This window comes from Paenibacillus maysiensis (assembly GCF_000520815.1).
Lineage (GTDB): Bacteria > Bacillota > Bacilli > Paenibacillales > Paenibacillaceae > Paenibacillus > Paenibacillus maysiensis.
Map to the genome: position 1 here is coordinate 41,302 of NZ_ASRY01000289.1, position 11,182 is coordinate 52,483.

Consider the following 11,182-nt stretch of genomic DNA (forward strand, 5'->3'; position numbering starts at 1 on the left):
CATTGTATCTAACAATCACCCTAAATTCAAAGAGGTAGAAAAACAATAACGCAAAACACAAAAGAACCTCCACGCCACGTTGCTGTGGTCATGGAAGTTCTTGTTCTACTCTTTTGCCAGACTGAGTCCAGATTGGCCTGGATTTATCGTTTCTAGACCTTTGGCTTTTCCGATTTCCAGTTTTTAATCCCGTCATCCTCCAGAATACCAAGCGCGACGTCTGAGATATTAGGATCACGCAACAAAGCATCCTCGACTCTGAATTTGATATCGTCCGCATCTGCCAGTGTCATTCCCGGTGTAAGCTCGATCAGCCCTTCTACGTGATAATAGCGTCCCTCCTGCAAAATACGCATTTGGTAAATATCCGTCACATGCGTATCTGCAAGAATAATGGAGGCCACGTGTTCTTCGATATCAGGGGGAGCAGATACCCCAATCAAGCCCACCATATTGTCGTAGCCGACCCGAAACGCAACGCCCACCATAAGACAGCCGATGAGAATACTAGATATTCCGTCAAGCAGTTTAAAATCTGTCAGCGATGTGACCACAACAGCCAGCAGGGCAAGCACACCCCCCGTTGTTGCTACCAGATCCTCATAAAATACCAGACGAGTTGGCGGTGCAGCACGTCCCACATTGCGAAACGCAGAGGTGAAAATGCCGAACCCTTTCGCCTCAACTCTGGATTCATGCAGCACTTCCTTCATCGCTTTGCTCCATACAAAACCGTCAACCACCAGAGACAAGATCAAGACCACCACATTAATCCAAAATCCATGCGTGGATTCAGCCGGATGCTGCAACAAATGGATGCCTTCCAACGCGGTTTCATAGGCCATGATCGTTACAACAATAACAGCGACCATACAAAACAGGTTAATTACCCGTCCAAAACCGGTAGGAAAGCGCTTTGTCGGCTTTTTCTCTGCCAGCACGCTGCCCGCGAACACAAACACCTGGTTCACCGCATCTGCAATCGAATGCATCATCGTGGCAAACATGGAACCACTGCCTGTCAGGGCAAAAGCAATCCCCTTAATTAGCGCAATACCGGTATTACCCAGCGCCGCCGAGCCTGAGGATTTGTTCCCCTTTTTCACCAGACTCCAAAATGAATCCTTTTTCTGCTGCTCAACCATCCTGTAGCTTTCCTCCTGAGGTATACATAATCTGATATCGCCACATTATGTAATCTTTTGTTATGTATTATTTTTAACCCGTCCACATTTTACCTAACCATCCGGGGAGAATCAATACAAACAGCAATATAAATGCTATAAAAAAAGAATGCTCCACGTCATCCCATGACGCGAAGCATTCCAAGTCAGACCCTCTGTAATACATTGAGTATGTGAGCCTCCGCTAGCGGAATCGGATTCTGTAAGTGGTTAGGACAACTTATTACCAACTGGCTTTCGTAACGCCTGGAATTTGGCCTTTATGAGCCAATTCGCGGAACGCGATACGGGACAGCTTGAATTTGCGCAGGTAACCTCTCGGTCTGCCTGTCAGCTCGCAACGGCTTTTCAGACGAGTCGGGGAAGAATCACGTGGAAGCTTCTGTAATGCTTCGTAGTCCCCTTTTGCTTTCAGTTCACGTCTCAGGTCTGCATATTTAGTTACAACTTCCTGACGTTTCTTCTCTTTTACTACTTTCGACTTCTTAGCCACGCAAAGCTCCTCCTTGTGATATATGCCAATCATGAAGGCTCTCCACCCCTGCCACTGGATGGACGAACATGGAAATGGACATGATTTTCATTTAAATAGTAATCGTTATTATTATCATTTAATATAACGCTGTTTCGAGTGGGTTGTCAACCCCATCTGATGTCCTAGGAACATCATGGATTTAACTAACCGAATGAAAAAAAAACAGCATTAGTCTGAAATTTGAACATAAAAGTTTCAGACTGCCGCCGCTATTGAGGTATCATCATGTTATCATTGCTCTTTCGTAAATGAATGAAATTAAATTTTAGAATAACGTTCTGATAGTTTCTTTTTATGGGAGTGAAATACTTCTTCTAAAGGAATATCATATTTATTGGCTATTACAATTAGGTTACCTAATACATCTCCTAATTCTTCAATAAGCTCCTGTTTGTTTTCCTCAAATGAGCCCTTTGATTCGTCAGGTCTATCTCTACCGATTTCCAAAGCTCTTATCGCTCGTGCCACCTCGCCCGTTTCTTCTGCTAAAAAGCCGATACGAATAAAAATATCTAACTCTGACCAGCCCCTGCTTTCATAGTAATCTTTTACCCATTCTTGGAACTCAGCAATATTCATTTTCATCAGCCTCCATTTTCATTTCTCAAGTTTATCAAATATTGAAAGTCAGATAAAATATGATGATGAAAATTTTACGAGGAGACCCGCGAATAATGACACAGCAGGAGCGATCCAAAACGGTAAATGATATTAAGCAGCTCAAAAATGGTATTGCGGTACCAACAGTACCCGCGACAGTCCATGGGAAGGCTCAAACTGGAAGCCATTGGTTATGCGATCTACCCATTCCGTTGTGCTACACAACCGGATAGAACGAAACAAGCGACATAATCAAGATGCAAAAAAAGCCTGATATGATCAGACTCCAGTTGTTCCAGCTATGAATTAGAAAAGGCTGTCTCCTGCAATATCGCAAGAGACAGCCTTAGAATGACTTATTGCTTAGCCGCAACTTTCCACTCCAGGATTCCGGTAGATGCGGAACCATTGGATACCATTTCAATTCTTAATTTCGTTGTTTTTACAGGAGCAAAAGTGGTCGCATTATACTGATCTGCCGCAGTCCCAAAACCATTGGCTTGCTTGACATTAGACCAACCCTGACCATTCCAATACTTAATCTTGTAAGACTTAGGCACATCTATGCCAGCGCCATCCTTAAACCAATAGACATCGGTTTGGGATACCGTATGTTCTTGATCAAAATCGTATTGAACCCATTGCGTTCCCGTTTCAGGCCAGTTGCCGTATACGGCATGACTTCTATCGTTGGAATTAGTAGGCTCAAAGCCATCGTTTAGCGCGCTTACATTTTCCCAAGATGAAGTATAAGAGCTGCTAGCCATTGCCGCAGGCGCTATGTTCACGATTTCATTAGGATCTGTTTCGATTGGACCATCATCATCTTTAGTCGTGGTTGGGAAACGAGCCGTATCCTTTTTGATTTGGCTCCAGGTATAACGCAGCATCCAAACATCCCAGTCGGTGATATGATCGGAATTCCCGGCCCACATAATGGTGTTCGTTGGGAAGCCACCCGGTGGACGCTCATGTTCTTCATAGAAATCGTTTAATCCAAAGCCATGCCCAATCTCATGTTCGGTAATCAAAATCTCATCAGCGTTCACCGTGCTCAGAACATATTCATCACTCATACGCTGTCCCCAGTCGCCGCCGGCTCCCCCACCGAAATTTTCTGTAGCCCAAAGATACATATCAAAGCGTTTATCCAATCCACCCGGATACGAATAGTTGGGGTCCGAAAAATGCTCGAATCTGGATATTTCATTAGGCGCAACAGGAAGTGCAGCAGGAATTTCCGGTTGTTCGGAAGCTAGTGCATCTTCAATCGTATTCGTATAAACAACCTCGTCAGGCTGCTTGTCCAGCAGCAGTGAAGGATCGGCAACAGCCCAGCCTACTACTTTCACTTTAATATTCTTATAGGGCCATCCATCATATCCCTGGAGATGCTCCGTCCAATAGTTCATCTGACGACCTAGCATTTTAGCAATATCTTGACGCTGTTGAAGCGTAACTGGCTTAGAAGATTGCCAACGTACTACATAATTTAGAGTTCCTTTTCCCGCAAAAATCTGATCAAAAATCAAATTTTTACGGTTAGTCGAGCCTTCGGTCAGCATTCTATTCTTCCAAACCCACTCCACCGATGATTTGAGATAAGCTGGCATATCAGCGAGCGTTGAATCACCCTTTGCCGCAACCACAGCATTTCCATTCCCTAAAGATGCTGCGGACATCGTCGCAGCGTTTCCCATCAGTAATGAACTAGCAATCACTACCGAAAAAGAAGCCATCATCATTCCTTTTCTCTTCAACATGTATGTAACCACCATACCTTTGTATTTGATTGTTGACTTCATAAAATGGCAATCGAAATCTCTTATCTCCCTCCTTTCTTTTGATTTGAAAAAAAATACAATTTTATATTATCATTAGGATACTATAACGTCAATATTTTCCTTTATACTTTAGAAAAAGGTTATTCTTTTGATCTTTTAACAAATCAAAAACCCCTTCTCTATACAAGAAGGGGCCTAGCATTGAAAAAGTAGACTCACGTCCTGCCTTACTCTATTTATACCAATACCGAATCTGCCAGTGAAGCCAGCAGCTTCGCGGTTCCCGGCAACGCGCGTTCGTCCAGATCGAAGGCTGGATGATGCCATTCCTGACTCCCCGAAGTGCCGACAAAGACGAACACACCGGGGATGCTCTTCTGGTAAAGCCCAAAATCCTCGCTCGCCGAGGAAGGCACGGGACGAACGACCTCCAGACCGGCCGCTTGGGCCGCTTGCTCCGCGAGGACGATCAGCTTTCCGTCATTCAGCACGGGGGGCGGGCCCTCGATCCAGCAGATGTTCGCTTTGTGCCGAAAGCATCGGCAACGCCTTTTACGACCTGCTCGAAACGTTCAGCCACCTGTGCGCGCACGTTCTCATCGAACGTCCGGATCGTGCCGTCCAGATGGGCACGGTCTGGAAATAAGCTTAATTAGTTTAAAGACTTGCTGAGGGGCTTTTTTTACGCTGTTGAAGCTTTTGCTTGCCCCGTTGCAGCACTTGCAGCATTTGCTCGGCATAAGGAAGAAACTTTCGTCCATCCTCCGCCTTTTGCGCCTGTGTTTTATAAAATTCAAAATTAACACTCGCGTCCGCAGGCCTTCAGGGTGACGCCAAGTCGTCATGCCAAGACAACTTTGGGTTTGGATGACATATACATACCTTAAACGGTTATCTAAAATTGGATGACCCAGCGTTTAAACAAACCTTGGTGCGGACATGCTTGGAATATCAGCGCACTTGCGGCGGAATGAAATGAGGTTGAGCATATGCAGGAATGGGCCGAGGTTGCTTTACGCACGCTAATAGCTATCGCTATATTATTTTTAATTACCAAAATTCTCGGGAAACGTCAGGTATCTCAGCTTTCCTTGTTCGAATATATAACCGGAATTACGATCGGTAACCTGGCTGCTTCCATTCCTCTGGAACGAGAATCCGCTTGGTATTTGGGCTCTGTATCCATGGCAGTATGGGTCTTGACAACGTTTTTCATTGAATTGTTGCAAATTAAAAGTAAGAAGGCCAGAGATTTTATCGACGGAAAGACGACCACTTTGGTCAAAGACGGAAAAATTTTAGAGGATAATCTGAAAAAGGAACGACTTACACTGGATGAACTCATGGAGCAGTTGCGGAGCAAAAATGTATTCAAGGTTGCTGACGTGGAATTTGCCCTTATGGAGACCAGCGGTGAGGTCAACGTGCTGCTGGCCAAAGACAAGCAGGCTGTGACGCTTAAGGATCTCAATATGCTGCAGCTACCGGAGAAGGAACCCACAGCCATTATTATGGATGGACAACTCATGGAGCAGGAAATGGCGTACATGGGAATTACTCAACAATGGCTGGATGCAAAGCTGAAAGAAAAAAGCCTGACGGTCAAGGACGTATTTTTCGCCCAGTTGAACCCGCAAGGGGAGCTATACATTGACCAATACAGCGATAATGTGCAATTGTCCAAGGTACAGGATTCTAATCAAGCCGTGCTGACGCTGTTGGAACAATGCACGACGGAATTGCAAAAGCTGGCGGCGGGCTCCAGTGAACAGCAAAGAAAACAACTGTATGAGCAATGCTCCCAAAGTTTGAAGGAAGCCATACAGAATATGAAGCCGATCAACTCTGCCAATTCCTGAGCACCTCATATTTTAAGATCTGAAACATCCAAAAGGGAGCATTTTCAAAGCCAAAAATGGCTATGAAAGTGCTCTCTTAAACTTATAACTACCTTACTTTACATTTCAAAAAAATAATCCCGTTCTACCTTACATACTCTAAGACCGTAGCTTTTATACCATTCTGCTTTTCCTTTTTCCTGTGCGACTTGGTGCGTTTCATGATGCTTCCAACTCCTGATAGCGTCTAAGGACTCCCAATATGAGACGGTGATGCCCACTCCTTGTGAGTCACGAACACTTTCCACGCCTAAAAAACCAGGTTGTTTAGCAGCTAATTCCAACATTTTGTCACCCATTTTTTCGTACCCACGATCTCCTTCGTTACGTTCAGAAGTAAAAATGGCCGCATAATAAGGCGGCTGTGGAGTTTTAGCAATTGAGTCCATGTGTACCTCCCAAGAACAATATAAGTAATCTTTCTTTAATTTGATTATAATCATAATTATTAAATAAAAAAAATGAATTTATATGATACGATACATGAATATATTTCATAGAAGGTAGGAGTGAGCACAAGTTGTTTAAATATAAGGTTTTTCTTAGCGTAGTTGAAATGGGAAGTTTCACAAAGGCAGGGGAAGTTCTAAATCTTACACAATCAGCAATCAGCCATGCCATTTCTGCTTTAGAACATGAAATAGGGTTAACACTCCTGATCAGGGGTCGTTCAGGCATCAAATTAACCAACAACGGAGAAAGATTAATGAAGCACTTCAGAGAGATTATACAAATGGACGAAAAGCTCTATCAAGAGGTAGCTTTAATTAAAGGATTGGAAATCGGAACCGTAAAAATAGGTACATTCTCAAGTGTATCTATTCATTGGCTGCCGCGTATTATAAAAAAATTCAACGAGCAGTTTCCTCTCATTGAGATGAAACTGCTCGATGGGAACTACCATGAAATTGAGAGTTGGTTAGTCAGCGGCGAGGCTGATTTTGGCTTCGTAAACCTGCCCACGTTAGACACTTTAGAGGCCTTGCCACTAAAAGAAGAAAGAATGCTTTGCCTGCTTCCTTCCAATCACATTCTTGGTGAACGAGCCGCTATTCGTGTGGAACAGCTCATAGATGAGCCTTTCATTATGCCTGTTGCAGGCTGTGACACCGATGTGCGAAATATTTTTTCACAGTTTAATATTTCACCGAGAATCAAATATGAATTAGAAGATGATCATGCCATTATGGCCATGGTACAGAACGGCTTAGGTGTGAGTATTCTTCCTGAAATGATTTTATCTCACATTCCTTATGACATCTCTATTCGACCTTTGGAAGGAAAACATTCCCGCACTATTGGTATTGCTACCGCTTCTTTAAAGAATGTTTCTCCAGCGGCCAAAAAATGTATGGACTTCATTGCTGAATGGATCAATAGATCCATGTGACAATAAACTATATCCTCTTTCTGTAAATTAAATACACCTTTTAATTTGCAAACGAGGATTCATCCGTTGCCGGCCATGGTAACGGATTTTCAAAGCCGGACCAGTCCATGTCCATTTCGCCATCGTTCAGCAGACATTCATCCAGCTCTTCTTCCAGCTCCGGTCGATTCATTCCGATACCGATCATGACGATTTCGCTCATGCGGTCGCCCCACTGCTCATCCCAGTTATCTAATGCCTCAGGATCAGCCGCGACGATCTCCTGACGTTCTTCCTCGGACAACGCCGCCAGCCAGCTTCCAGCAGGGCCAAATTGAATGGAGGGGCCTGCCTGGCTGATACTGGCCGCCCAATCCTGAGGGGTCGCAATCCAGGCCAAGCCTTTGGCACGAACGACTTCCTCCGGCCAGTAGCTCATAAATTCAGCCAATCTCGCAGGATGGAACGGTCTTCTGCGGCGATATACAAAGGAATTGATGCCATATTCGTCCGTTTCCGGTGTATGGTTCTCCAGCTCCAGCTCACGAATCCATCCGGCGGATTGGCTGGCCTTGTCAAAGTTAAACAATCCCGTGTTTAAAATGTCTGAAGGAGCGACCTGTCCCTTGGAGGTACGAATGATTCTGGCCTCAGGCTGAAATCTGCGCAAAACGCCCTCAAGTTTGTCCAGCTCCGCAGGCTGAACCAAATCGCATTTATTCAGAATCAGTACATCACAGGCTTCAATCTGGTCAATCAGCAAGTCCGAAATATCACGCGTGTCGTCTTCTCCCGTAGCCTGCCTGCGATCCAGCAGCGTTTCTCCCGATTCAAAATCATGCCAGAAACGGTTCGCATCGACCACGGTCACCATACAATCGAGCTTTGCCAGGGAAGCCAAATCAATGCCTGTCCCTTCGTCGGCGTACGTAAAGGTTTGAGCGATAGGCACAGGTTCACTGATCCCTGTGGATTCGATTAAAATATAATCAAACTCACCTTGTTCAGCCAGCTTCTTGACTTCCAGCAGCAGGTCTTCACGCAATGTGCAGCAAATACAGCCGTTGGACAGCTCAACCAGCTTCTCTTCTGTTCTGGACAAGCCACCCTCTTTTTTGACCAGCTCGGCATCAATGTTCACTTCGCTCATGTCATTGACGATCACGGCCACTTTCATTCCGTCCCGATTGTTTAACACATGATTCAAAATCGTTGTTTTCCCTGCTCCCAAATATCCGCTCAGCACCGTTACTGGTATTACTTTCTTATTCATTGGTGGTACGCTCCCTTTAATATAAGCTCATTATCTTCACGTCATTTAAATAGTAATCATTACTATTATCATTAGCATTCAGTAATATACAGTATCTCTTTCGCCTTGTCAATTACGAAGAAACCCTTGTAATGAATCATAAAAAGTTATTAATATATGGTAATAACGATACTTAAAGAATAAGGTGAATGTTTTGCGATCAATCTGGCTCGGAATATTAGCGGCTTTCTTTTTTGCTTTTACATTTGTTCTCAATCGGTCAATGGAGTTATCAGGCGGAAGCTGGATATGGAGTGCTTCTTTGCGCTATCTGTTTATGCTCCCCGTTTTATTCGTCATCGTTTTGACCCAGCGCAAGCTTAAACCTCTTTGGAACGTCATGAGAGAACGACCGGGGATCTGGGTTTTATGGAGCTTCGTCGGATTTGGACTGTTTTATGCTCCATTGTGTTTCGCATCGGCTTATTCACCAGGCTGGCTGATCGCGGGAACATGGCAAGTTACCATTATTTCCGGTTCATTGCTTGTTCCGTTATTTTCTGAAATTGTGCAAACGGAAAATGGCCCTTTAAAAGTACGAGGAAAAATCCCCATTCAGGGACTTATGATGTCTTTGATTATTTTACTTGGGATTATTCTCATGCAATTCGAACAGTCGCAATCCATTTCTACCCAGAATTTTGTATTCGGCATTCTGCCTGTCGTACTCGCTTCATTTGCCTATCCACTAGGTAATCGTAAAATGATGGAAGTTTGTGCAGGGCGGTTGGATGCCTATCAACGTGTTCTCGGGATGACATTAGCCAGTTTGCCGTTCTGGTTATTCCTTTCGTTATACGGGGTTTTTAGCGTGGGAATGCCGAGTCAGGAGCAGACGCTGCAATCCGCTTTGGTAGCCGTGTTTTCAGGAGTGATTGCTACAGTCCTGTTTTTTAAAGCAACAGATCAAGTTCGGGGAAATATGCAAAAGTTAGCAACGGTGGAAGCAACACAATCTCTGGAAGTGCTTTTCGCATTAATGGGAGAACTGATCTTTTTATCCATACAGATTCCCTCTCTTTTATCATGGATCGGTATGTTCATCGTCATTCTCGGCATGGTTCTGCACAGTTATGTTACACATGATAAGAAAATCATCCCTCGGATAATGCCCAAAAAGACAGATCGCGTTTAGCGCAGGATTATTCTAGTCATGATCGCTTATTGTTCAGGTTCTGACAGGGCAATCTAATAAAAAAGCAGCAGACTCAGGAGGCTACTCCTGCTCTGCTGCTTTTTTGCGATTCGCTTCTTGTCACCTTGGCACTCACCGTCAATGCTCACTTCGCTTCCACGAATGATGCCTAAATAGGAATGATGCTTGAATAGAAAGGGTTCAACTTACCAAGCGTAGGCTTCCGGCGCAGGTTTGCCGGGACCAGGGAAAATTTCGTTCAGCTTGGCAAGTACATCCTCGCTCAATTTGACCTCAGGCACCCGGAGAGCATCCTCCAGTTGTTCCAATGTCCGTGGACCGATAATCGGAGCCGTTACGGCCGGATGAGACAACACCCATGCCAGCGCAATCACGTCTTCCTTTTCGCCCAGCTCGCGGCACAACGCTGCAAATTGCTCCAGCTTCGCACGATTCTGTTCAATCTTTTCCTTGGAACGTGCGCTACGTGAGCCTGTACCCGCCAATGCATTACGCCCTAGCAGTCCGCCAGCCAGCGGGCTCCATGGAATAACGCCGAGTCCCAGCTCCTGAGCCGCCGGTAATACCTCCAGCTCGGCGGAACGTTCGTTCAGATTATACAAATGCTGCTCGGATACAAGCCCCAAAAAACGGCGTGCCTTCGCTTCGGCCTGCGCCACAGCAATATGCCAGCCCGCAAAGTTACTGGAACCGATATAATCGACTTGTCCCCGATCCACAACTGACTCGAATACGCCCCACAGCTCATCCCATGACACGTTTCGATCAACATGATGCATCTGATACAGCTCGATATGATCGGTCTGCAAGCGTTTCAGAGAAGCATCCAAATGACGGCGAATTTTGTAAGCTGACAAGCCTGATCCTGCGTTCGGACCGTCGTTCTCATTTTTCATATCCCCGTATACCTTCGTCGCAAGCACGACCTTCTCTCGTCTTCCGCCGCCCTGTTGGAACCAGCGTCCAATAATTTCCTCTGTCCAGCCTTTACGGTCATGGCCATATACATTAGCCGTATCAAAAAAGTTAATGCCCGCATCCAGCGCGGCATCCATAATTTTAAACGCATCCTTTTCTTCGGTTTCCGGTCCAAAATTCATCGTCCCCAAACACAACCGACTAACCTGCAAGCCTGACTTCCCCAAGTATGAATATTCCATACTGCCTCCCGCCTTTGCCTAAGAATTTTAAAATTTCATAAAAATCCCCTGCCAAAAAAGACCATACCCACTTTATTCACCAGAAAACACTACCTTGAAACACCCTGAAATAGAAATGTATTATTTAGCGCAAACAAAAAAGCCCCACACCCTGCCGAAGCAGTCAGCGCGAGGCCATTCCCCC

The 11,182-nt window shown here is 45.0% G+C and carries 10 protein-coding genes and 2 pseudogenes; 3 read left to right on the top strand and 9 right to left on the bottom strand.

Annotated elements, in window-relative coordinates:
* Window positions 1-152: 152 nt before the first annotated feature.
* From L696_RS0121895 to L696_RS28895, 6 genes and pseudogenes are all read right to left on the bottom strand, one after another.
* Window positions 153-1,145 (bottom strand): cation diffusion facilitator family transporter, encoded by a 993-nt coding sequence (locus L696_RS0121895; protein ID WP_025685548.1) that lies wholly within the window; start codon window positions 1,143-1,145, stop codon window positions 153-155.
* Between the two features lie 262 nt (window positions 1,146-1,407).
* Window positions 1,408-1,677, bottom strand: a complete 270-nt coding sequence (rpsN, locus tag L696_RS0121900; RefSeq protein WP_025685549.1) for a 30S ribosomal protein S14 — start codon at window positions 1,675-1,677, stop codon at window positions 1,408-1,410.
* A 300-nt stretch (window positions 1,678-1,977) separates the two neighbouring features.
* On the bottom strand, window positions 1,978-2,298 hold the full coding sequence (locus tag L696_RS0121905) for a MazG nucleotide pyrophosphohydrolase domain-containing protein (RefSeq protein ID WP_025685550.1): 321 nt from the start codon (window positions 2,296-2,298) through the stop codon (window positions 1,978-1,980).
* Window positions 2,299-2,387: 89 nt separating this feature from the next.
* Window positions 2,388-2,538: pseudogene (locus L696_RS32535) on the bottom strand (ArsR family transcriptional regulator); the annotation flags it as partial.
* 137 nt (window positions 2,539-2,675) lie between these two features.
* Window positions 2,676-4,082, bottom strand: coding sequence for a discoidin domain-containing protein (locus L696_RS0121915; protein WP_025685551.1), 1,407 nt, complete (start codon window positions 4,080-4,082; stop codon window positions 2,676-2,678).
* Window positions 4,083-4,339: 257 nt separating this feature from the next.
* A pseudogene (locus tag L696_RS28895) lies at window positions 4,340-4,752 on the bottom strand (M20/M25/M40 family metallo-hydrolase); the annotation flags it as partial.
* Window positions 4,753-5,092: 340 nt separating this feature from the next.
* On the opposite strand from L696_RS28895, the gene L696_RS0121925 reads away from it, so the two are divergent.
* A complete protein-coding gene (locus L696_RS0121925) occupies window positions 5,093-5,962 on the top strand; it encodes a DUF421 domain-containing protein (protein WP_025685553.1) in 870 nt (289 codons plus the stop codon).
* A 98-nt stretch (window positions 5,963-6,060) separates the two neighbouring features.
* Here the strand turns inward: L696_RS0121925 and L696_RS0121930 are convergent, their stop codons facing one another.
* Entirely contained in the window at window positions 6,061-6,390 is a 330-nt protein-coding gene (locus tag L696_RS0121930; protein ID WP_025685554.1) for an antibiotic biosynthesis monooxygenase family protein, read from the bottom strand.
* Window positions 6,391-6,521: 131 nt separating this feature from the next.
* Between L696_RS0121930 and L696_RS0121935 the strand changes: the two genes are divergently transcribed.
* Window positions 6,522-7,391 carry a LysR family transcriptional regulator gene (locus L696_RS0121935; protein ID WP_025685555.1) on the top strand — a complete coding sequence of 290 codons (870 nt, stop codon included), beginning with the start codon at window positions 6,522-6,524 and terminating at the stop codon, window positions 7,389-7,391.
* Between the two features lie 40 nt (window positions 7,392-7,431).
* On the opposite strand, the gene L696_RS0121940 is transcribed toward L696_RS0121935, so the two are convergent.
* Complete coding sequence (locus tag L696_RS0121940) at window positions 7,432-8,643, bottom strand: GTP-binding protein (protein ID WP_025685556.1); 1,212 nt, start codon at window positions 8,641-8,643, stop codon at window positions 7,432-7,434.
* A 193-nt stretch (window positions 8,644-8,836) separates the two neighbouring features.
* Here L696_RS0121940 and L696_RS0121945 point away from each other — a divergent pair, with 193 nt between their 5' ends.
* On the top strand, window positions 8,837-9,817 hold the full coding sequence (locus tag L696_RS0121945; RefSeq protein ID WP_025685557.1) for a DMT family transporter: 981 nt from the start codon (window positions 8,837-8,839) through the stop codon (window positions 9,815-9,817).
* A 206-nt stretch (window positions 9,818-10,023) separates the two neighbouring features.
* On the opposite strand, the gene L696_RS0121950 is transcribed toward L696_RS0121945, so the two are convergent.
* Window positions 10,024-10,998: an aldo/keto reductase gene (locus L696_RS0121950; protein ID WP_025685558.1), complete on the bottom strand. Its 975-nt coding sequence runs from the start codon at window positions 10,996-10,998 to the stop codon at window positions 10,024-10,026.
* Window positions 10,999-11,182: the final 184 nt, after the last annotated feature.

What these genes read in the sequence shown, in the direction of transcription:
- L696_RS0121905 (WP_025685550.1), bottom strand. Translation starts at nt 2,298, where the DNA reads ATGAATATTGCTGAGTTCCAAGAATGGGTAAAAGATTACTATGAAAGC.
- L696_RS0121940 (WP_025685556.1), bottom strand. Translation starts at nt 8,643, where the DNA reads ATGAATAAGAAAGTAATACCAGTAACGGTGCTGAGCGGATATTTGGGA.
- L696_RS0121950 (WP_025685558.1), bottom strand. Translation starts at nt 10,998, where the DNA reads ATGGAATATTCATACTTGGGGAAGTCAGGCTTGCAGGTTAGTCGGTTG.
- L696_RS0121915 (WP_025685551.1), bottom strand. Translation starts at nt 4,082, where the DNA reads ATGTTGAAGAGAAAAGGAATGATGATGGCTTCTTTTTCGGTAGTGATT.
- L696_RS0121895 (WP_025685548.1), bottom strand. Translation starts at nt 1,145, where the DNA reads ATGGTTGAGCAGCAGAAAAAGGATTCATTTTGGAGTCTGGTGAAAAAG.
- L696_RS0121930 (WP_025685554.1), bottom strand. Translation starts at nt 6,390, where the DNA reads ATGGACTCAATTGCTAAAACTCCACAGCCGCCTTATTATGCGGCCATT.
- L696_RS0121925 (WP_025685553.1), top strand. Translation starts at nt 5,093, where the DNA reads ATGCAGGAATGGGCCGAGGTTGCTTTACGCACGCTAATAGCTATCGCT.